The following is a 21,591-nucleotide window of genomic DNA, read 5'->3' on the forward strand; positions in this document are numbered from 1 at the left end:
CGACCGGTGCCTCGATACCTCCCACCCGTTCGTCCACAGGGGCTGCAGCATGTCCGGATCCACGACCACCTCCTCGTCCCCTTCCCCTTCCGCGTCGGCGTCGGCGTCGGCGTCGGCGTCGGCCGAGCCGGCTGCGGCGAGGCCGCCGGTCTCGCCGCCGGAGAACGACACCGGGCGGATGGACGCCCGGGCGTGGGGCATGTTGATCGTGCTGTGCGGCGCGATCTTCCTGGAGGGCATCGACGTCGCGATGCTCAACGTCGCACTGCCGACCATCCGCGAGGACCTGAACATGTCCACGGGCGCGGTGAGTTGGGTGATGAGCGCATACGTGCTCGCCTACGCCGGCTTCATGCTCCTGGGCGGCCGAACCGCCGACCTGCTCGGCCGACGGCGGATGTTCCTCTTCTGGTTGACCGTGTTCCTGGTGTTCTCCGGCCTCGGCGGGTTCGCCACCGAGGGCTGGATGCTCATCGTCGCCCGGTTCGTGACGGGGGCCTCGGCCGCGTTCATGACACCCGCCGGTCTGTCGATCATCACCACGAGCTTCCCCGAGGGGCCGCAGCGCAACAGGGCGCTGCTGTTCTACGCGGGCACCGCCGCGGGCGGCTTCTCGCTGGGACTGGTGATCGGCGGCCTGTTGACCGCGGTCGACTGGCGGTTGGTGTTCTTCGTGCCGGTCGTGCTGGCCGCGTTGATCCTGGCGATGGGGACCGCGTTCATCCCGAACGACGGGCGCCCGGAACGGGACGGGAAGGGCTTCGATGTGACCGGTGCGATCGGCGTCACGAGCGCGATGCTGCTGCTCGTGTACGGCGTGGTCCGGCTGGAGCACCCGGCGCGCGGCTGGGGTTGGACGATCGCGGTCTTCACGGGCGGGGCCGCCGCGCTGATCGGGTTCGTGGCGAGTGAGCGGCGGGCGGCCGCGCCGCTGGTCCGGCTGGGCATCCTGAGGTCGGCGACGCTGATGCGGGCGAACCTGGCGGCGATGCTGTTCGCGGGCTCGTTCTTCGGATTCCAGTTCATCGCGGTGTTCTACCTCCAGGAGATCCGCGACTGGTCGACCCTGGAGACGAGCTTCGCGATGCTCGCGATCGGGGCGGACGCGGTGCTCGCGCCGACGGTGACGCCGCGGCTGGTCGAGCGGTTCGGGAATCTGCGGGTGATCCTCGGCGGGCTGGTGCTGGCCGCGCTCGCGTACGCGCTGTTCCTGCCGATCGACGGGGACACCTCGTATCTGACGATGTTCCCGACGATGCTGCTGCTGGGGCTCGCGTTCGCGCTGGCGTACGGACCGCTCACGATCGCCGCGACGGACGGGATCGACGAGGCCGAACAGGGCCTGGCCGGTGGCCTGCTGTACACCTCCTTCCAGTTCGGCGCGGCGCTGGGCCTGTCGGTGGTGACGGCGGTGATGGCCGGCGTGAGCGGCTCGGAACTCGACGGCTTCCGGACGGCGCTCACCGTGCCGCTGGTGGGCGCGCTGCTCGGCGGGAGCGTGATCGTCTTCGGTCTGCGGAAGCGGGCGAGGATCGGCTAGCGGGGGTGTCCGCCTGCGCGAGATGTCCTCGAACGCCGGATGGGTCGACCTCGGCCCGTCCGGCGTTCGGGGTCCATCCTCACGCCCTGGTCGCGAGATCCGGCGCGTCCGGTACGCGCAACGCCGGGGCCAGTCGCTCGGCGGTGACGATGCGGAGGTAGGGCGGGATCGTCGCGGCGACGGCGACCGCGAACACCAGGAACGCGGCGCGTACGCCGAACCATTGCGCGAGCAGGCCGATCAGCCCGGCGCCGACCGGCATCGCGCCCCAGGTGAGCAGCCGGGCGGCGCCGCTGTACCGGCCCATCATCCGCTCGGGCACCAGATTCTGGCCGATCAGGCGGGAGTTGACCGACCACAGAGTGCCGCCCATGCCGCCGACGAAGGCCGCGGCGGCGACCGCCCACAGGTTGGTGGTCAGCACCGGTACGGCCATCATCGCGAGCGTGCCGACGAGGTCGGCGAGCATGACCTTGCGGTGGCCGAGCAGGCGGTTGATCCGGCCGACCACGATCGCGCCCACCAGGCCGCCGATGCCCAACGCGCTGAGCACGACGCCGTATTGCCTCGCGGACAGATGCATCAGGTCGCGCGCGACCAACGGCATGAGGGCCAGCCATGCTCCCCAGCTCGCGCACAGGACGGTGAGGATCAGCGACATCGTGCGGAGCAGGCGATCGCGCCAGAGGTGACGCAGCCCTTCGACGATCTGCTGGTTGACCGTGGTGGGCTCGGTGGTCGCGGGGTCGGTGGACCCGGTGGCTGCGGCGGCGCCGCGGACCACGCGGAAGCGGCCGGTGAGCAGCAGGAGCAGCAGGCTCGCGGCGAGGTACGCGACCCAGGTCGCACCGAGCGCGAGGCCCGTGCCGGCGGCGAGTAGCAGCCCACCGACAAACGGCCCGGCGAACTCGTTGGCGGCCGTTTCGGCGCCGGTGATCAGGGCGTTGGCCCGCTCCCGGTCGGCGCGCGGAACGATCACCGGGATCAGCGCCGACGCCGAGGTCAGCGCGATCACCTCGGCCACGCCCAGGATCAGGCCGCCGACCGCGAGCGCGGTGATGGTGACGTCGCCGCGGAGCGCGATCGCGACGAGGCCGCCGATCGCGAGCAGTCGCAGCCCGTCGGCCAGCCACAGCAGGTGCCGCCGGTCGGCGCGGTCCACGAGCACGCCCACGTGCAGGGCGATCAGCAGCCACGGCAGCGTGAGGGCGAGCGAGACCAGCGAGATCAGCGCGGGGGAGTCGGTGCTGCGCGCGGCCAGGACCGGTAGCGCGATCTTGGTGATCCCGTCGGCGAGGTTGGTGACGATGGTGAAGGTCAGCAGGACGGCGGTGTTGCGGGCGCGGGGCGCCTTCGCCGCGATTCGAGTGCTCTTGGCCGTCCGCCAGCCTGGCAGGGTCATCGCCGCCCCTAACTGTCTAAAGCTTTGACCGGTTAGTGGCCCAAATCAGCGTGGCATCGGGACGTGAGGCTGTCAACCGGTAAAACCGATAGCCGGTTAGGTAGGGGTAGACTCGGACCGTACGGGGTCGAATCGCACCGGATCGGAGGCCCCCGATGCTGGAAGCGCCCGCATCGGCAGTGTTGATCGAGGCGTTCGTCAACACCGTCGACGTGGAACTGGGCACGGACGACCTCACGACGCCCGCGGCGCTCGGCGCGTGGTTGGTCGAGCGGGAACTGCTCGACGCCGGCGCCCGGGTCGACGCGGCGGACCACGAGACGGGCCTGCGGCTGCGCGCCGGACTGCGCGAGAAGTTGGGCGTACACGTCGGCGACGCGCCGGACCCGGAGTTGGTCCGCCGCGCCGACGAGGCGTTGCGGGGGCTGCCGTTGCTGTTCGGGCTGGGCGTCGACGGCGAGCCGGCGGGCCTGCTCCCGAGCCCCGAACTACCCCCGGTCGCACGTGCGTTGGCCGCGCTGGCGATCGCCTGGAGCGAGCTGGTCACGACCGGCGAGGCGGCCCGATTGAAGCGGTGCGCGGAGCACGGCTGCGCCTGGGTGTTCTGGGACGTGTCCAAGAACCGAAGCCGGCGATGGTGCTCCATGCGGGTATGCGGAAACCGCACAAAGGCCCGCCGCTACGCAGCCCGCCAAACACAAACCACCAAGCCGCCCTCAACCGCCGGCCGGGCTTGACGATGACACTCGAGGCCGTCTCGCCCATCCGGACAGGGCGGCTTTTCGTCGTGCGCAGGTTGCCGGCCGCGACGTCGCCTTCCCCGAGCGAGAGTTCGTCGGTCACGCCGACCCCGTCGCGGCGCTGAGCCCGCACTCCGAGCCGCCGACCTACGCCGGCGGCGTCAGCCCCAGTGACCGGGCCAGGTCGAGCATCTCGGTCCGGTAGATCCGGCCCGGGTCGCCGGTCTGACCACGCAGGTGGCCGTAGATCTCCAGTGACACGAACCCGTGCATGCGTCCCCACACCCGCAGCGCGAGCGCGACGGCCGTGGGCGGCAGGTCCGGGAACTGCGCGCGGACCAGGCCGACCAGCGTCGCGTCGAAGTCCGACCAGTCGTACGCGTCGTCGGACTGCAGCGCCTCGGCGTGCGGCCACGCGGCGGCGACCAGGCCGGTGAGTCCGGCGCACGCGCGGTGTCCCGCCTCGGCCGCGGCACCCCCCTCCGGGGCCCGATATCCCGGCACCGGGTCGCCGTAGATCAGCCGGAAGCCCTCCGGATTCGCGAGCGCCCACTCCCGGAACGCCCGCGCCCAGGCCAGGATCCGGCCCGCCGCGTCCTCGACCGGCAGCGCGTCCCGCGCCGCCTCCGCGGCCTCCACCAAGGACGTGTACACGTCGCTGATCAGCGTGCTGACCAGGTCGTCGCGGGTCGGGTAGTAGCCGTAGATGGCGTTCGCGGTCATGCCCATCTCGCGAGCGATCGCACGCAGCGTGATCGCGTCCGGACCGCCTTCGGCCATCAGCTTGAGCGCGATCGTCTTGATTTCCCGGGCGGTCTCCACGCGCAGGCGGGCCCGTCGGGTCTGCGTCCGTTCTTCCATGGCCGAACTCTACAGCGTTGCGATACTGCCTGGCGTGCTGTAACTATACGGCGTGCAGTAAATTCACACCGCGCAGTCTCATCACGCAGTCGCATCACGCAGTCACACAACCCACACCGCACAGAACGGCTCTCGCTGTGCCCATTTCCCCTGCCCGCACCCGCCGCAGCACCCCCGACCGGACCACATCCGGGCCCGACACCCCGGCCCGGGGCGCTCCCACCGGACTGACCCTGGCGATCCTCGCGGCCGCGCAATTCGTGGTCGCCCTCGACTACAACATCGTTTACGTCGCGCTCCCCGAGATCGGCAGCGGACTGGGCTTCACCGCCCAATCGCTGCAGTGGGTGGTCAGTTCGTACGCGGTGACCTTCGGTGGCCTGCTGCTGCTCGGCGGCCGACTCGTCGACCGGATCGGCGCGCGCAGGATGTTCGCGCTCGGCGTCGCCCTGTTCGGCCTCGCGTGCCTCGTGGGCGGCTTCGCCGGCAACCCCGGCGTACTGCTCGCCGCCCGCGCGCTCCAGGGGGTCGGGGCCGCGATGCTCGCCCCGGCGACCCTGTCGCTGATCAACACCGGCTTCGCCGAAGGCGTCGAGCGCACCCGCGCGCTGGCGATCTGGTCCGCCGCCGGCAGCGCGGGCCTCGCCGCCGGGGCGCTGCTCGGAGGCGTGCTCACCGAGCTCGGCGGCTGGCGCTGGGTCATGTTCGTGATGGTCCCCGCGGCCGCGGCGATCCTGTTCGCCGCACCGCGCGTACTCGCGGCCGATCGGCCCACCGCGGCCGGACGCGGCGGCCTCGACGTCCCCGGCGTACTGCTCGCCACCGCCGGCTCGACCCTCCTGGTCTTCGGCCTGGTCAGCGGGCCCGACGCGGGCTGGGTCTCGCTCCGCGGAGTCGGCGCGATCGCCGCCGGCGCCGTACTGCTCGGCCTGTTCGTCCTCGTCGAGCGACGGACCCGCGACCCGCTCGTACCGCTTCGCCTGTTCGGCAATCGCAGCCTGGTCGTCGCGATGGCCGCGATCCTGGTCTTCCAGAGCGGACTGGGCGGCGCCTACTACGTGTTCACGACGTACCTACAGAACGGCCTCGGGTACAGCGCGCTGAAAACGGGGCTCGCGTTCCTGCCGGTGACGGTCCTGTCCGTGGTGGCCGGCATGCGGCTCGGCCCGGCCCTGATCGGCAGCCGCGGCCTGCGCTTCACCCTGTTCGTCGGAATGCTCGCGAACGGCCTCGGGATCGGCGCGCTCGCACTCGGGATGTCGGCCGACGGCTCCTTCGTGGCGCTGCTGCCCGGCATCCTCGTGTGGGGCCTCGGCGGCGGGGTCACCTTCACCGCGATGTTCGTGACCGCCGCATCCGGCGTGGCCGCCCGGGAACAGGGCATCGCGTCCGCGCTCGCGACCACCGCCCAACAACTCGGCGGCGCGGCGGGCCTCGCCGTGCTGATCGCCATCGCCAACGCCCACCTGGCCACGGACACCGCACCGGCGCCCGAGGACCTGATCGACGGCCTGCGCGCCGCCGGCCTCGTCGCCGCCGCGGCCTCGATCCTCGGCGCGTTCCTGGCCTTCGCCCTCCGCCGGCCGGCGGCCGCCGCATCGCCACCGGACCGCACAGCCGCATAACCCACACCCACAACACCCACGCGACCCGCACCACGCACAAATACGGCGGGGCCCGACCACCCGGGTCGGGCCCCGCCGTCCGTCGAACCACCGCGTCACACCAGCATCTCCACCTTCGCGACCGGCTCCGCCACCGGCTCGCCATCGACCGGCGTCGGGGCCGGCTGCCGCCGAGGCAGCAACTGCACCAGCACCGCGACCACGGCGCAGAAGCCCGTCAGCAGCCACAGGCCGTTCACGAACGCGTCCACATACCCGCCGGCCGTCGGCGCGTCACCCAGCGTGTCGTAGAAGACGATGCCCACCAGCGCCACACCCAGCGCGCCGCCCACCTGCTGGGCCGTGGAGAGCAGACCCGCCGCCGAGCCGGCGTGCCGGGCCTTGATTCCCGCCAGCACCGTCTCCGCCATCGGGCCCATCACCAGGCCCATCCCGAAACCGGTCACCGCGAGCCCCGGGATCAGCCAGAGCGTCTCGTTCGTGCCCGTCACCGTCTCGACGAGCACGACCTGCCCCGCCCCCTGCACCAGCGCACCGGCCGCCAGCACCTGTCGGCCGAGCTTCGCCGCGATCTGCCCCGAGACCGCCGAGGACAGGAAGTACCCGACGCCCAGGGCGATGAACAGCAGGCCCGAGTCGAGCGCCGACATCCCGTGGCCCATCTGCAGGTACAGCGCCAGGATCAGGAAGAACGCGGCGTTCACCAGGCCGTACACCAGCGCCATCGTGATCCCGACCGAGAACGGCCGCTCCCGGAAGAGCACCAGGTCCACCAGCGGCGCGCCACCGTTCAGCCCCAGGCTGCGCTGGTACAGCGTGAACGCGCCGAGCAGCAGCGGAGCCACCCCGAGCGACAGCCAGGTCCACAGCGGCCAACCCTGCTCACGGCCCTGCACCAGCGGAAGCACCACCGCGACCAGGCCGAGCGTGACGAGCGCGGTACCGACCAGGTCGAGGCGCGTGCTGCCCTCGCCGCGGCTCTCCGGCACCAGCCGAGGGGTCAGGACCAGGGCGATCAGGCCGACCGGGACGTTGATCCAGTAGATGCTGCGCCAGTCCAGACCGAACAGGTTCGCCTCGATCAGCACCCCACCGATGAGCTGGCCGAACACACCCGCGAAGCCCATCGCCAGGCCGTACGCGGTGAACGCCTTGACCCGCTGCTCGTCGACGTACAGGACGTTGATGATCCCGAGCACCTGCGGCATCAGCAGCGCCGCCGCGGCACCCTGCAGGACCCGCGCCGCGATCAGCATCTCGGCGTTCCCGGCGAGCCCGCAGCCCGCCGAGGCGAGGGTGAACAGGCCCAGCCCGATCGCGAACATCCGTTGTCTGCCGTAGATGTCGCCGAGTCGGCCGGCCGTGATCAGCCCGGCGGCGACCGCGAGACCGAAGCCCGCGACCACCCATTGGATCGCGGCCGGCGTCGCGTCCAGGTCTCGTTGGGTCGCCGGAATCGCGACGTTGACGATGAAGAAGTCCAGCGTCGTGATGAAGATGCCGGCGAGCAGGACCAGCAGCGCGCCCCACGACTGCTTCTGCGTCGGGGCCTCGGCGTCCGGGGTGATGGCCGTCGTGGTGGCGGGCATGAGCGGTTCCTTTCCGATTTCGGGCAGGCAAAGAAGACCGTGCGTCAGGGGAGGTACCAACAGGAGCGGAGCGGGCGGCGCCGAGCACTGCGCCCGGAGTCCGCAGTCCGGGGGCCGGGAGTCCAGCGGCCGGGTTATGCAGCCCCGGAGCCCGGAGGCCAGCGGTCCCGGTTATGCAGCCCAGGAGCCCGGAGGCCGGAAGGCCGGAAGTCCGGGGGGCCGGGTTATGCAGACCCGGCCCCGGGTCGTCGAGCGGGGTGAAGCATGAGCATGAACAGGGCGAACATGACCGCGGCTACAGGCGTACAACAGCACCGCGACCGCATCGGGGTCGGCCGGCCACCGGGCCGGACGCCGCCCCCACCGGGATCACAGACCCGCGGGAACCTTGTCCAGGAAGCCGCTGACGCGAGCGATGCGACCGTCCTCGGCGACGTGGATCACGTCGAAGCCGACCACGATGGCCTCCTCGCCGACCGGACCCAGGTTCCACGTGAAACGCGCCAGGTCGTGGTGACCGTCGACCGGACCGCCCAGGGTGAAGACCAGGCCCGCGAACTGGCCCTGCACCGCACCGAGCGTCGCGTCGATCGCGTCGTGGCCCTCGGCCGACACCAGCGGGTCGACGTAGGCGGCGTCCTCGGTGTAGACGGCCTCGACGAGCTTGCGGCGCGCGGCGGGGTCGGTCTCGTTCCAGGTGGAGATGTAGCGCTCGGCCAGGGCGGTGAAGTCGATGTTCGAGGTCATGGTGACCGTCCCTCTCGGTTGCTCCGGGCTTCCGGTTGTTCCGGCGAGCTCCGTTGGACATGAACCTACGGACCCCCGAACGGACCGGAATCGGTCCCGCATAGGTACTTTGGCGCGGGGGGATCGGTAGACATGGGGGTCGGCTACGCATGCTGTACGGACGAGACTCCGAACTGAGCACGATCGACAAGCTCCTCGCCGACGCCGAGGAGGGCCGCAGCGGCGTACTCGTGGTGCGCGGTGAGCCGGGAATCGGCAAGACGGCCCTGCTCGATCACGTCGTCGAGACGACGGATCTGCGCACGATCCGCGGTACCGGGATCGAGTACGAGGCCGAACTCCCCTACGCCGGCCTGAGTCTGTTGCTCCGCCCGGCGCTCGGGCACCTCGACCGACTGCCGGATCCGCAACGACACGCCCTGGAGGCCGCCTTCGGGCTCGCCGTGGGCGAGCGCTCCGAGCCGATGTTCGTCGGCCTGGCGGTGCTGTCGCTGCTGTCCGAGTACGCGGGGGACGGGCCGCTGCTGTGCGTCGTGGACGACGCGCAATGGCTGGACCGGGCCTCCAACGACGCGCTCGTGTTCGCCGCGCGGCGACTGTACGCCGAGGGCATCGCGCTGATCTTCGCCGCGCGCGACGACCGGCACGCGTTCCCGGTGCCGGGTCTGACGGAGCTGCACCTGAGCCCGCTGCGCCCCGAGGACGCGAGCGCGCTGCTGGACGGACACGTGAAGGAACTGTCCGCCACCACTCGGTTCCGGGTGCTCACCGAGGCCCGCGGCAACCCGCTCGCGCTGATCGAGCTGCCGGTGTCGCTCGCGGTCGAACAGCCCTCCCACACACTGCGCCCCGGCGCGCTGCCGCTCACGAGCAGGCTCCAGATCGCCTTCCACGGCCAGGTCACCCGGCTCGACGACCGGACCGGGATGCTGCTGCTGCTCGCCGCCTGTGACGACTCGGGCGACCTGGGCATCCTGCTCCGCGCGGGGGCGGAGTTCGGAGTGGGCCCGGCCGACCTGGCCACCGCCGAGGAGGCGTCGCTGATCGTCATCGACGACGACCGGCTGCGCTTTCGGCATCCGCTGATCCGCGCCGCGGTGCAGCAGCGCGCGCCGATCGACCGGCGGCTGGCCGCCCACCGCGCGCTCGCCGGCGCGTTCGACTCGCCGGACCAGGTGGACCGGCGAGCCTGGCACCTGGCCGCCGGCGCGACCGGCGTCGACGAGGAGACCGCCGCCGCGCTGGAGGGCACCGGCGAGCGCGCCCGCGAGCGCAGCGGCCATCTCGCGGCCGCGCTGGCCTACGAGAAGGCGGCCAGGCTCACCGAGAACGTCGAGGCCCGCACCCGCCGGCTCATGCTGGCCGCCGAGGCGGCCTCCGAGGCGGGCGAATTGGACCGCGCCCGGACGTTCGCGGAGCGTGCCCAGCCCACCGCGACCGACGACGCGATCCGGGCCCGGCTGCTGCACGTTCGCGCGCTGTCGGACTTCTGGCAGGGCGCGTTCCCCACCGCCCACGCGCTCCTGCACGAGGGCGCGGGGCTCACCGCGCAGGCCCACCCCGAACGCGCCGCGCGGATGCTGCTCCAGTCCGTGCACACCGCCTGGTACCTCGGCGAGCAGGAACTCGAGGACACCATCCGGCAGTTGGGCGAGCTGCGGTTGGCGCCGACGGCGTCCGTGACGCCGGTCGTCGAGTTCATGACGGCCGCGTTCCCCGCGGCGGGACGCGAATGCGAACGACCCGTCCTCGGCGAACTGATCCACGTCGCGCACCGCACCGGCAACGACGAGCTGCGCGACCTGATGCTCGCGTGCGGGGTGGGCCTCACCCTCGGGCAGGACATCGACGCGCACAACGTGGCGTCGATGTTCGCCAACGAGAGCCGACTCCACGGCGGGATCGGCCGACTGCCGACGATCCTGTTCTTCATGGCCGAGGCCGAGGTCTTCGAGAGCCGGCACGCCGACGCGCTGGCCACCGCGACCGAGGCGCTGCGGATCGCGCAGGACAGCGGGCAGCAGCAGTGGATCAGCCAGTTCGAGAGCGTGCTGGCCTACCTCGCGGGCATCTCGGGCGACGAGGAGGGCACCCACCGGCACGCCGACGCGGCGCTGACCGGCGGGGTCGGCAGCGCGATGCCGGCCGGTGCGCCGTGGACCGCCTGGGCGCTGGGCCTGCTCGACCTGGGCCTGGGTCGGCCCGAATCCGCGCTGAACCGTCTGGAGCGGCTCGGCCGCGAACCGATGCGGCACCACATCTGCGCGACCCGGGCCATCCCGGACCTGGTCGAGGCGGCGGTGCGTTTCGGCGCCCCCGAGCGGGCCCGGGAGCCGTTGGCCCGTTTCGAGGCGTGGGCCGAGCGGTCCGGTCAGCCGTGGGCCCAGGCCATGGTCCTGCGCTGCCGCGCGCTGCTCGCGAGCGACGACGCGGCCGAGGAGTTGTGGCTCGCCGCGCTGGCCGGCCACGAGAGCGAACGCCGGCCGTTGGAGCGGGCCCGGACCGGCCTGCTGTACGGCGAGTGGCTGCGCCGGATCCGCCGCAAGACCGACGCGCGCGACCGACTGCGGACCGCCCTCGAGGAGTTCGACCGCCTCGGCGCGCGCTCATGGGCGGACCGCGCCCGCGCCGAACTGGGCGCGATCGGCGGCAGCGCCACGCCGCAGGGCCCGCAGGCCTCCGGCGTCCTCGCGCTGCTCACCCCGCAGGAACTCCAGATCACCCGACTCGCCGCACAGGGGTTGTCCAACCGCGACATCGCGGCCCAGTTGTTCCTGAGCCCGCGCACGGTCGGACACCACCTGTACAAGGCCTATCCCAAGCTCGGCATCGTCTCGCGCACCGAGCTGTCCGCGATTCCCGAACTGGCGGCGCTCGGCGGCTGATTCCAGCCGGCCGCCACCTCGCGCAGGGCCGGGTGATCGGCCCCGCCGCCGGCGCGGACGTGCTCGTAGAGACCACGCAGCACGTCCGCGCCGGCGTCCGCCCACAGCGCCTCGGCGGCCCGGGTCAGACCGAAGTGGAACCACGCGAAGTTGATCGCGCCGTGCTCGAACGAGCCCTCCATGTTCGCGAGTTCACGAACCGGCGTGACCTCGACCGGCAGCTCGTCCACGGTCGCGGTGAAGGCCCGAAGCGCCGGCAACAGCTCGGGCTCCACGTCGTGCGCGTAGCCGACCATCGCGAGGTTCGCGTGCAGCTCGGCGATCCACATGCCGGGGTACGCGGGCCAGACCTGGTCCTGGAACAGGTGCGTCAACTCGTGCACGGCGACCAGGTCGAAGTACGGCCGCAACGCGGGCGGTTCACCGTAGGCGGCGCGCAACAGGTCGGCCGTGCCGGCGCTCACGTGCGGACGGATGCTCGCGTACAACTCGGTGCCGAACCAGCCGTCGTCGGCGGCCACCCGCAGGTGGTCCTCCGTCCCCTGCGGGGTGCCGTACAGCGGCGCGGTCGCCACGCTGTCCCAGTCGTCGGCGTCCGCCACGGACAGGCGGATACGCGGCGTGACCCCGAGCTGTTCGCTCAGCCACGCGGCGGCCCGCTCGACCCGCCCCGCGACGAACGCGGCCCGCTCCTCGGCGCCGGGGCTGAGGTGTACCGGAAAACCGAAACCTTCGAGTGTTGCGGACGTTGCCACACATACCTCCGGGATGAGCTCGGCCGCCACCATAGGCACAGCCGGCCCACCCCCGCCGAAATTTCCGGCGTGTTCGAACGATCCTGACGATCCGACCTCGGATCCGGTCGATTCGCGCGTTCCGTCAGGGCTTCCAGTGCAGGTCGCGGCCCGAACCGGCCAGGGCGCGGTCGAGCGCGGAGGCGGCCGCCGCGGGCGTGAGCGGGTCGGCGAAGCCGTCGTACTGGCGGTACATCTCGGCGTACTTCGCCACGATGCCCTCGATCGCCTCGCCCAGTTCCGGCGACGCGTGGTACTCCTGGCCCGTCGCCTTCGCGACGTCCCACCCGTGCACGACCATCTCCTTGAGCACCATCGCGGCGATCTCCGGCGCGGGCATCAGCGAGCCGCCGCCCAGGTCGACCTCGCCCTCCCAGGCGCTCGGCTCGGCCCAGGCCGCGACCGCGCGGCGCAGTTGCGCGGCGTACGCGTCGGCCCAGTCGGGCTCGGCGGTGAAGTCGCGCGCGGTCAGCTCCTCGGGCAGCGGCGTCCGCAGCGCCCGGTGCTCCAGGCCGTGCGACGTGTACAGAACCCAGTGGTTGATCAGCGTGCGCGTGTCGAACTCGGCGCACGGGGTCGGCCCCGACAGCTGCTCGGGCGTGACGCCGTGGGCGAGCCGGTCGGCCTCCGCGGACGCCTCGACGAAGAGGTGGTGAATGTTCATGGGTCCGACGCTATGCGGCACCTCCCGGCGGGGTCTTGAACAAACGCGACAGGCAGCGTCTACGGTGGCGGGATGACGCTTCCCTATCGCCCCCGCGGTGTGTTGCGCGCGGGCGTAGCGCCGGGGAAATGGGACGTGAGCCTGTACGAGCCGGCGCCCGACCTCGCGCCGTACGTCGAGCACCACTGGATCGTCCGCTGGGACCTGCGCGGCCACCCGTCGTACCGGCAGCGGGTGCTGTCGCATCCCAACGTGCACCTGGTCTTCGAGGAGCCGTACGCGGCCGTGTACGGCGTGGTGCGGGACGTGTTCGAGCGGGAGCTGATCGGCTCCGGGCACGTCTTCGGGATCAAGTTCCGGGCGGGCGGCTTTCGGCCGTTCCTGGGCAGGCCGGTGGCCGACGTCACCGACCGGGTGGTGCCGGCCGCCGAGCTGTTCGGGTCGGAGGTCACCCGCGTGAACGACACCGTGCTCGGCACCCCCGACGAGTCCGACCGGGTCACCCTCGCCGAGACCTACCTGCGCGGCATCCTGCCCACACCGCACGTCGCCGGCGACACCGGGAACGCCGGGAACACCGAGCACACGCCCGTTCCCGCGCCCGACCCCCTCGTGACGCAGGTCGCCGCGATCGTCGCGCGCCTGACCGCGAACCCGACCCTGTTCCGTGTCGACGACCTGGCCGAGGAGGTCGGGATGTCGGTACGCCGGCTCCAGCGGCTGTTCGCCGAGTACGTCGGGGTCGGCCCCAAGTGGGTACTGCGCCGGGCCCGCCTCCAGGAGGTCGCCGAACGGGCCGAACGCAGCGCCGGAATCGACTGGGCCGCGGTCGCGGCCGACCTCGGCTACGCCGACCAGGCACACCTGACCCGCGACTTCACCGCGACCGTCGGCACCGCCCCGGACCGCTATTCCAAGACCTGAGCGGGCCCGAACCGGCCGCGGAACGCCCGCCGGCCGCTCCCGGGGCACGCGATGATCGTCCCCGCGCCGAAAATGCAATCCTTGACGGGTGTCCACGCTCGTCGAAACCCAATTCCTTGCCGTCCTGAGCGCGTCCGACGACGCCCTGGAGGACGCGATCGACCTCGGCGCGTCCCTGCTCGCGGCCTCCGCCGCCGGTTGGCCGGAGGTCTCGCGTGCGGTGCTCGCGCTCTACGACCGCACCGCCGACGGGTGCTGGCGCCGCGGCTGGCAGCCGGCCGACGTGGTCCGGATGGTCGGGCGCGAGCTCGGCGAACGACACCTGGCGGTCGCCGGCGACCTGGTCGCCGCGCAGGCCCGCAGCTACCCCGGCACCGGCCGCCGCTGGACGACACAGCTGCGCGACCTGGACGCCACCGCTCCGTGGTGGAGCGGGGACGACGCCTACCTCACCGAGCTGGGCGCCCGCGAGGGACTCGACCGCTTCGGCACCGCCGCCCGGGTCCTGGAACTGCTCCGCCTGATCGCCCGCCTGCCCGCGATCGAGCCGCTCGCCGAGGCGTCCTTCCAGGAGCCCGTCCGCAAACAACCCGTGACCGGCGAGCCCCGCCAGCTGGGCCGCATCCGCGCGCTGCTGGCCAAGGCCGAGTCGTCCGAATTCCCGGAGGAGGCCGAGGCGTTCACCGCCAAGGCGCAGGAATTGATGACCCGGCACAGCATCGACGAGGCGCTGATCGGCGCCCAGGAGGGTTCCCGGCACGCGCCCGCGGCCTGCCGGATCGGCGTCGACGCCCCGTACGACGGCGCGAAGGCTCTGCTGCTCGACGCGGTGGCGGACGCCAACGGCTGCCAGGCGATCTGGTCGAGCACGCTCGGTTTCTCCACCGTGGTCGGCTTCGACTCCGACCTCGACGCGGTGGAACTGCTGTACACGTCCCTCCTGGTGCAGGCCACGGCCACGATGAACCGCGCCGGCTCGCGCTACCACGAGTCCGGCCGCTCACGCCGGACCAAGACCTTCCGCCAGACCTTCCTGATCGCGTACGCCGACCGCATCCGCGAACGGCTCACCGCGGCCAAGGAGGAGGCGGTCGCCGCCGCCGACGAGGCCACCGACAACCGCCTGCTGCCGGTGCTCGCCGCCCGCGACGTCGCGGTCCAGGAGACCACCGAGCGGATGTTCCCGACCAAGACCACGCACCGCCTGCGCGGCCGGGACGCCGACGGCTGGAAGTACGGCAAGGCCGCCGCGGACCGCGCCGAGCTCGGCCACCGCGACAAGATCGCCCGCGGCGAGCAGGTCGCCGAGCCGACCCGCCCGTAGCCGCGCGGCCCACCCGGGGCGACCCCGACCGACGAGCGCCCGACAAGCACCGGCAAGCGCCCGCGCGCACCGGCGAACACCGACGAGCCGCGAGCGCTACATCTGCGGCAACCACGTCCCGCGCTGCGCCGGCAGCGCGGGCGTGCGCTGCCCGCACCGCCCCTCGGCCACCGCCCGGTGCGCCTGACGCACCGTCATACCCGGTCCCGCCAACGGCTCGACGTCCTCCAGGTGGAGCGGGTCGCCGCAGGCCGAGCACACCACGGCGGCCTGCGCCTCGTGCCCGTCCGCTCCGCCGTGCCGATAGACCACCGGCGGCCCCGTCTCGTCCGCGAGCCAGGTATCGCCCCACTGGCCGATCGCCGCGAGCACGGGAAAGAAGTCGCGGCCCTTGGCCGTCAGCACGTATTCGTGCCGGGGCCGCCGCTCCTCGTACGGAACCCGGTCGAGCAGTCCCTCGTCGACCAGCCGGTTGAGCCGCTGCGCGAGCACGTTGCGGCCGATCCCAAGGTTCTCCTGGATGTCCTCGAACCGCCGTACCCCGTACGCCGCCTCGCGCAACACGAGCGGCGTCCAACCGTCGCCCAACAACTCCAGGACACGCGCGATGGAGCACGGCCAGGTTCCGAACGAGGTCCGCTTCATGTCGCCACATTACTGAGCGGGACGGGTTCGATACGCAATCGAACCCGCCCCGCTCAGTGCTTTTGACTACATGTCAGTTACCCGATGCTCACGCGTCGCGCTTCCAACGCGGCTTGCGGTCGCCCGCCGGGCCACCGGCCGGACGGTCGAAGTGGCCGTCCCGACGCGGCGCGCGGTCGTGCGAACGGTCGCCGGCGTTGTACGTCGGACGGTCGTTGTAGGCCGGCCGGTCGTTGTACGCGGGGCGGTCGCCGCGCGGGGCGCGGTCGTTGCCGTACGCGGGACGGTCACCGGTGCGCGGGGCCCGGTCGCCGTACGACGGACGGTCGCCGCGGTAGCCACCCTCACGACGCTCGCCGCCACCGTAGGACGGACGGTCGCCGGTACGCGGAGCGCGGTCGCCGTACGACGGGCGGTCGCCCGTGCGCGGCGCGCGGTCGTTGTACGCGGGACGGTCGCCACGCGGAGCGCGGTCGCCGCCGTAGGACGGACGGTCGTTGTACGCGGGGCGGTCGCCACGCGGAGCGCCGCCACCGGACGGACGGTCGCCGCGGTAGCCACCCTCACGACGCTCGCCACCGCCGTAGGACGGACGGTCGCCGGCACGCGGGGCGCGGTCACGGTCGCCGTAGGACGGACGGTCGCCACCGCGCGGCGCGCCACCGCGGCGGTCGCCGCCGCGGTCGCTGCCGTACGGCGGACGGTCGCTGCCGCGGTCGCCGCGGTAGCCACCCTCACGACGGTCGCCGCCGCGGTCGCCGCGGTCGGCACGCTCGTAGCGCTCGGTGCGCACCGGGGCGTCGCCGTTCTTGGCGGCCTCGGCCAGCTCGGCGGCCTTGCGGCGCAGCTCGGCGGCCTCGGCCTTGAGCTCGATGATCCGACCCGCGAGACGCTCGGCCTCGGCCTCGGCCTCGACCGCGGCGTCGGAGACGGACTGCGCCTTGACCTCGGACAGCGTGCGCGCGCCGGTCAGCTTGCGCATCTCCGGGTCGTTGGAGCCCTGCACCCGAAGGCGCGTGGCGTTGCCGACGCCGGCGTCCTCGAGCAGGCGGTCCACCGTGCGGCGCTGGTGCGGCAGCGCGAGCGTGACGACCGCGCCGGCCTCACCGGCACGGGCGGTACGACCCGCGCGGTGCAGGTAGTCCTTCGAGTCGGCGGCCGGGTCCACGTGCAGGACCAGGTCGATGCCGTCGACGTGGATGCCGCGAGCGGCGACGTCGGTGGCGACCAGGACCGGGGTGCGGCCCTCCTTGTACTCGGCCAGCGTGCGGGTACGCGCGCCCTGCGTCATGCCGCCGTGCAGCGCCTCGGCGCGGACACCGGCCTCACGCAGCTGCTGCGCGACGCGGTCGGCGCCGAACTTGGTCCGCACGAAGATCATCGTGCGACCGCGACGGGCCGCGATGGCCGCCGTGACGTACGTCTTGTCCTTCGGCTGCACGACCAGGATGTGGTGCGACATCGTGGTGACCGACGACGCGTGCGGGTCCACCGAGTGGGTGACCGGGTCGACCAGGTACTTGCGGACGATCGCGTCGACGCCCTTGTCCAGCGTCGCGGAGAACAGCATCCGCTGACCGCCGGCCGGGATCAGGTCGAGCAGCGCGGTGACCTCGGGCAGGAAGCCCATGTCCGCCATCTGGTCGGCCTCGTCGAGGATGGTGATCTCGACGTTGTCCAGCACGGCCGAGCCGCGGTCCACGAGGTCCTGCAGGCGACCGGGGGTCGCGACCAGGATCTCGACGCCGCGTTCCAGCGCGAAGATCTGCTTCGGCATCGACATGCCGCCGGTGACGGTCTTCATCCGCAGGTCGAGGATGCGGCCGTACGGCTCGAGCGCGTCGTGCACCTGCATCGCGAGCTCACGCGTGGGCGTGAGGATCAGCGCGAGAGGGCGACGGGCGCGGGCCTTGCGACCCGACAGGCGGGTCAGCATCGGCAGACCGAAGCCCAGCGTCTTGCCGGAACCGGTGCGCCCGCGGCCGAGGATGTCCTTGCCGGCCATGGCGTCCGGCAGCGTCGCGGCCTGGATCGGGAACGGGTGGGTCACGCCGCGGCGCGCGAGCGCGTCCACGACGTCCTTGTGCAGGCCGAACTCGGCGAAGCTGGGGCCGGTCGGCTCGGGCTTGGCCTCGACGTCGTCGTCGGCCGTGTCGACCGGGTCGGATGCCTCGTCGGCCTCGTCGGTGTCGTCGTCCTCGACGCTCGCGTCGGCGTCGGCGTCCGTGTCGATGTCCTCGGCGTCCGTCGCGGCATCGTCCTGCGCCGCGATCTCGGTGTCGCCGTCGTTGTTGTCGTCGTCGTTCTCGACGACCTCGGGAGCGATCTCGGTAATCTCCGAGGCGACCTCGGTCACCTCGGCTGCCTGCGCATCCGCCACACCCTCCTGAACCTCGGCACCTTCGGTGCCGGGCATGGGCGTAGCAGTGTCATTGGCATAGGGGGGCATGCAAAACCTTCCGGATGCGGCCCGTCTCGAAGGTCCGCAGCCGAAATGTGGTCGCACGAGAAAGCGACACTTCTGCGGAGCACCAGAACGAGCCTACGAGGCGCCGCGACTCATGGCAGCGCCTGGATATGGGCAAAGCGATTCACCAGCGTACCCGATCACTACGCGTTTACGCCTATCGGGTGCGTTCGTACTCCACCCTCAGGCGTGCGTCCTCGTGCACGACGAGCAGCCTCGGACGCTCCCACGACCAGCGCTCGGGGAGCAGGAACAGCGTCCCCGAGGCACGGCGCAGCAAGCGCAGACCGGTGTAGCGGTAACGATAGGACGCTCCGGTTTCTTCCTGGACCGCGACGCCCTCCACGTCGCCCATCCGCAGGTCCTGCACCGAGTACAGGACGACGGCGGTACTGCGGGGCAGTTGGTGCGCGACGGCCCTGCCCGCGTCGTGCCCCGACACCCGCGCGTACGCCCCCGACGCCCAGAACAGACACAGCACCACGACCGCGCCGGTGAGCACGACCGACAGCGACCACGGCCGCCCACCCGTGCCCGTGCTCCGCCGATGCGCACCGATCCGCCGCGAGAGCAGCACGCCGTACGCGGCGATCAGCAGGCCGGCGGCGATGCCGCCCGGCAGCACCATCGGCCACCACTGCGCCCCGCGTGCGGGCCAGCGGTGCACGCCGAGCCACGCCGCGCCCGGCACCGCGAACCACGCACACCGCAGCGCCCACGTGAACCACGCGGCGACCCGTCGGTGCCGGCGCAGCCACACGAGCAGCCGGGGATGCGCCACCCGTGCCGCCAGCAGCAGGGCCACGAGCGCGAGCAGCGGGCGGCGCAGCGTGCGCAGGCCGTCCAGGACGTACGCGCGGGCCGGCGTGCCCAGCACGCTCTCGTCGAACCCGAGGTAGTCGGACCTGGCCGCGGCACGGGCCCACCCGAAGGAGTACAGCAGCGCGGTGAGCACGAGCGCGGACACCACGAACGCCGCCGCGAACTCCCAGCCGGCGCGCGCCGACCGCGCGTCGGCGGCGGCCGCGATCTCGGGAGCCCGGTCGGCGGGGTCCCTTCGGGCCCGGTGCGTGCGCTTCTGAGGCTTCGTCATCCTGCTTGTGGGGGACGGTGATCCGTGTTCCACGGCGGGGGCGGGCAGGATCGCGTCGGCTTCGCCGAACCACTCGGTGAGCATCGAGACCGGCTCGACGTACGCCGTCTCGGCGAGCTCGGGGGCGAGCCGGCCGTGCGTCCGGAAGACGGTGAACTCCGGGTGTTCGAACGGCACTCGGCGGGCGAACTCGAAGGGCCCGTGGTAGTCGAGGTGCTCGACCCGGTCGTCGCGCACGACGCCGTCGACGTACGGGCCGCGGACCTCCCAGCCCGCCCGCTCGGCCCCGGAGTCGCGTGCGTCGTGGCTCCCCCACTCCTCGCCCGCCATCGGTTCGTAGGCCCCCATGACCGGCAGCCGCCGCCACTCGGTCCGGGCCTGCGGCACGGCCGACTCCGGGTGGTCCGGCCCGAGCTCCGGCGACCCCGAATCGGGTGCCTCGCCGGTCTCCCACAACAGGTCCACGTCGTGCTCGGCCATCCGGCCCGTCGATCCGGGTCCGGGAAACTCGGGCTCCTCGTCGGTGAATTCCGTCATCGGCCCGATGTCCCCCTGCGTGGTCACCGGTTCAGCATGGGCAGGCCCAAAGTCCGGCTCCAACCTCGGGCCTCCGCCCGTCACCCATTCGGCGGGGGCGTGTGATCGCGTGTGGGGAGCGCGCGCCGCGACGGGGTGAACGTTGCCGGGCGCGGCACTAGCTTGGCCACGTGTCCCAGTCGCAGGTTCTCGCCGCCGTCTCGATCGGGGGCGCCGTCGGGGCGCTGGGCCGGTGGGGGCTCTCGGAGGCGATCCCCCACTCCGGAACGGCCTTCCCCTGGGCGACGTTCACCACCAACGTCGTCGGCTGTCTGCTGATGGGGATCCTGATGGGCCTGACCGTCCGTCGCCCGCTCGTCCGCCCGTTCCTGGGCACCGGGGTCCTGGGCGGCTTCACGACGTTCTCGACGTTCGCGCTCGAGACCCGCGATCTCGCGGCGGGCGACGCGTGGGCGACCGCGGCCGGCTACGTCGTGGCGAGCGTCGTGGTCGGCCTCGTCGCGGTGCAGGTGGGGCTGGCGACCTCGATCCGGCTGCGGAGGGACGCCGCGTGATCCCGCTCATGGTGGTGCTGGGCGCGATGGTCGGCGCGCCGACCCGCTACCTGATCGACCGCCTGCTCACCGCGCGCCGGCCGTCGGTGTTCCCGTGGGGCACGCTCACCGTCAACGTGATCGGGTCGCTGATCCTGGGCGCGCTGGCCGGCCTCGCCCCCTCCGACCGGCTCACCCACCTGATCGGCACCGGCTTCTGCGGCGCCCTCACCACGTTCAGCACCTTCGGCTACGGCACGGTGGACGTGTTCGCGAGGGGCCGCCGGCGCGTCGCCGTCGGCTACGTCCTCACCAGCCTCGCCCTCGGCCTGGCCGCGGCCGCCCTCGGGTACGCGGCGGGCCGCGCCGCCTGAGTCCCGCCCGGGGGTCCCGATCGGTCCGCGTCGTCGATCCGCGCGATCCGCCGGTTGCCGTTTCCGCTTCGCCCGCAGGTAGGCACCATGGAGGCATGGACCTCACACGCGCCGAGTTCGAAGAGCTCGTCTCGGAAGCTCTCGACACGATCCCGCCCGAGCTGACGAAGTTCATGAACAACGTCGCGGTGTTCGTGGAGGACGAGCCGGCGCCGGACGGCGAGCACGGGACCAACCTGCTCGGCCTCTACGAGGGCATCCCGCTGACCGAGCGGGGCGACTGGTACGCCGGCGTGCTCCCGGATCGGATCACGATCTACATGGGCCCGATGCTGCGCATGTGCGAAACCCTGATGGAGGTCGTGGACGAGGTGGCCGTGACCGTGGTCCACGAGGTGGCACACCACTTCGGGATCGACGACGACCACCTGCACGAGCTGGGCTGGGGCTGACCGATTCCGCGGCTTTCGCGCCCTCTACCGCGGGCGCGTTCGGGTCCCCGGTTATCCGCTTTGCAAGCGTCGGCGAAAACCCCGTATAGTTCGGGACGTCCCCGACGGCAACAAGACGCCGGACACGGCCAACAAGCCCCCATCGTCTAGTGGCCTAGGACGTCGCCCTTTCAAGGCGGTAGCACGGGTTCGAATCCCGTTGGGGGCACGCAACAAACCCCCTCGGGGGCGGTAACGAGCCGGACAGCCAGTACGGTAGGGTTTAACACGAAGGAAGCCCAAGGAAACGCGGGTAGAGGTCCTGTGGAGCAGTTTGGAGTGCTCGTCACCCTGTCAAGGTGAAGGCCGCGGGTTCAAATCCCGTCAGGACCGCAAGATGGAAAGATCAGGGCGCC

General features: G+C 72.2%; 18 protein-coding genes and 2 tRNA genes. 11 read left to right on the plus strand and 9 right to left on the minus strand.

Translation table 11 applies throughout. The annotated features are described in order from the left end of the window. Window positions 1–178 precede the first annotated feature (178 nt). Entirely contained in the window at window positions 179–1,540 is a 1,362-nt protein-coding gene (locus OG928_RS15910; RefSeq protein WP_406291008.1) for an MFS transporter, read from the plus strand. A 79-nt stretch (window positions 1,541–1,619) separates the two neighbouring features. Here the strand turns inward: OG928_RS15910 and OG928_RS15915 are convergent, their stop codons facing one another. Beyond that, the gene (locus OG928_RS15915) at window positions 1,620–2,942 is read right to left on the minus strand and encodes an MFS transporter (RefSeq protein ID WP_406284184.1); all 1,323 of its coding nucleotides are present in this window, start codon (window positions 2,940–2,942) and stop codon (window positions 1,620–1,622) included. A 155-nt stretch (window positions 2,943–3,097) separates the two neighbouring features. On the opposite strand from OG928_RS15915, the gene OG928_RS15920 reads away from it, so the two are divergent. Beyond that, window positions 3,098–3,679 (plus strand): CGNR zinc finger domain-containing protein, encoded by a 582-nt coding sequence (locus OG928_RS15920; protein ID WP_406284186.1) that lies wholly within the window; start codon window positions 3,098–3,100, stop codon window positions 3,677–3,679. A gap of 150 nt (window positions 3,680–3,829) precedes the next feature. Here the strand turns inward: OG928_RS15920 and OG928_RS15925 are convergent, their stop codons facing one another. Next, window positions 3,830–4,543 carry a TetR/AcrR family transcriptional regulator gene (locus OG928_RS15925; protein WP_406284188.1) on the minus strand — a complete coding sequence of 238 codons (714 nt, stop codon included), beginning with the start codon at window positions 4,541–4,543 and terminating at the stop codon, window positions 3,830–3,832. Between the two features lie 137 nt (window positions 4,544–4,680). Here OG928_RS15925 and OG928_RS15930 point away from each other — a divergent pair, with 137 nt between their 5' ends. Next, entirely contained in the window at window positions 4,681–6,168 is a 1,488-nt protein-coding gene (locus OG928_RS15930) for an MFS transporter (RefSeq protein WP_406284190.1), read from the plus strand. Between the two features lie 95 nt (window positions 6,169–6,263). Here the strand turns inward: OG928_RS15930 and OG928_RS15935 are convergent, their stop codons facing one another. Next, a complete protein-coding gene (locus tag OG928_RS15935) occupies window positions 6,264–7,757 on the minus strand; it encodes an MFS transporter (protein ID WP_406284191.1) in 1,494 nt (497 codons plus the stop codon). 369 nt (window positions 7,758–8,126) lie between these two features. Then, window positions 8,127–8,504, minus strand: coding sequence for a nuclear transport factor 2 family protein (locus tag OG928_RS15940; RefSeq protein ID WP_406284192.1), 378 nt, complete (start codon window positions 8,502–8,504; stop codon window positions 8,127–8,129). A 149-nt stretch (window positions 8,505–8,653) separates the two neighbouring features. On the opposite strand from OG928_RS15940, the gene OG928_RS15945 reads away from it, so the two are divergent. Beyond that, window positions 8,654–11,389, plus strand: a complete 2,736-nt coding sequence (locus OG928_RS15945; RefSeq protein ID WP_406284194.1) for an AAA family ATPase — start codon at window positions 8,654–8,656, stop codon at window positions 11,387–11,389. On the opposite strand, the gene OG928_RS15950 is transcribed toward OG928_RS15945, so the two are convergent. Continuing rightward, a complete protein-coding gene (locus tag OG928_RS15950; RefSeq protein WP_406284196.1) occupies window positions 11,317–12,144 on the minus strand; it encodes a hypothetical protein in 828 nt (275 codons plus the stop codon). The two genes, OG928_RS15945 and OG928_RS15950, sit on opposite strands and share 73 nt — an antisense overlap. Window positions 12,145–12,268: 124 nt before the next feature. Next, entirely contained in the window at window positions 12,269–12,847 is a 579-nt protein-coding gene (locus OG928_RS15955) for a TIGR03086 family metal-binding protein (protein WP_406284197.1), read from the minus strand. Between the two features lie 72 nt (window positions 12,848–12,919). On the opposite strand from OG928_RS15955, the gene OG928_RS15960 reads away from it, so the two are divergent. Then, complete coding sequence (locus tag OG928_RS15960; RefSeq protein ID WP_406284198.1) at window positions 12,920–13,771, plus strand: DUF6597 domain-containing transcriptional factor; 852 nt, start codon at window positions 12,920–12,922, stop codon at window positions 13,769–13,771. A gap of 88 nt (window positions 13,772–13,859) precedes the next feature. Continuing rightward, window positions 13,860–15,095, plus strand: a complete 1,236-nt coding sequence (locus OG928_RS15965) for a DUF2786 domain-containing protein (RefSeq protein ID WP_406284200.1) — start codon at window positions 13,860–13,862, stop codon at window positions 15,093–15,095. 96 nt (window positions 15,096–15,191) lie between these two features. Here the strand turns inward: OG928_RS15965 and OG928_RS15970 are convergent, their stop codons facing one another. The 3 genes from OG928_RS15970 to OG928_RS15980 form a co-directional block, all read right to left on the minus strand. Next, window positions 15,192–15,740 carry a winged helix-turn-helix transcriptional regulator gene (locus tag OG928_RS15970; RefSeq protein ID WP_406284201.1) on the minus strand — a complete coding sequence of 183 codons (549 nt, stop codon included), beginning with the start codon at window positions 15,738–15,740 and terminating at the stop codon, window positions 15,192–15,194. A gap of 88 nt (window positions 15,741–15,828) precedes the next feature. Further along, entirely contained in the window at window positions 15,829–18,156 is a 2,328-nt protein-coding gene (locus tag OG928_RS15975; RefSeq protein WP_406284203.1) for a DEAD/DEAH box helicase, read from the minus strand. A 208-nt stretch (window positions 18,157–18,364) separates the two neighbouring features. Further along, a complete protein-coding gene (locus OG928_RS15980) occupies window positions 18,365–19,864 on the minus strand; it encodes a hypothetical protein (protein ID WP_406284205.1) in 1,500 nt (499 codons plus the stop codon). A gap of 143 nt (window positions 19,865–20,007) precedes the next feature. Here OG928_RS15980 and crcB (OG928_RS15985) point away from each other — a divergent pair, with 143 nt between their 5' ends. The 5 genes from crcB (OG928_RS15985) to OG928_RS16005 all read left to right on the plus strand — a co-directional run bounded on the left by crcB (OG928_RS15985) (window position 20,008) and on the right by OG928_RS16005 (window position 21,568). Next, entirely contained in the window at window positions 20,008–20,391 is a 384-nt protein-coding gene (gene crcB / locus OG928_RS15985; protein ID WP_406284207.1) for a fluoride efflux transporter CrcB, read from the plus strand. Further along, entirely contained in the window at window positions 20,388–20,744 is a 357-nt protein-coding gene (gene crcB, locus OG928_RS15990; RefSeq protein ID WP_406284209.1) for a fluoride efflux transporter CrcB, read from the plus strand. Before crcB (OG928_RS15985) ends, crcB (OG928_RS15990) begins: the two co-directional genes overlap by 4 nt. 95 nt (window positions 20,745–20,839) lie before the next feature. Beyond that, entirely contained in the window at window positions 20,840–21,196 is a 357-nt protein-coding gene (locus OG928_RS15995) for a metallopeptidase family protein (protein WP_406284211.1), read from the plus strand. A 135-nt stretch (window positions 21,197–21,331) separates the two neighbouring features. Continuing rightward, window positions 21,332–21,404 (plus strand) — tRNA-Glu (locus OG928_RS16000). Between the two features lie 89 nt (window positions 21,405–21,493). Beyond that, window positions 21,494–21,568 (plus strand) — tRNA-Asp (locus tag OG928_RS16005). Window positions 21,569–21,591 lie beyond the last annotated feature (23 nt).

Origin of the sequence: Embleya sp. NBC_00896 (assembly GCF_045207785.1) — a bacterium.
Lineage (GTDB): Bacteria > Actinomycetota > Actinomycetes > Streptomycetales > Streptomycetaceae > Embleya.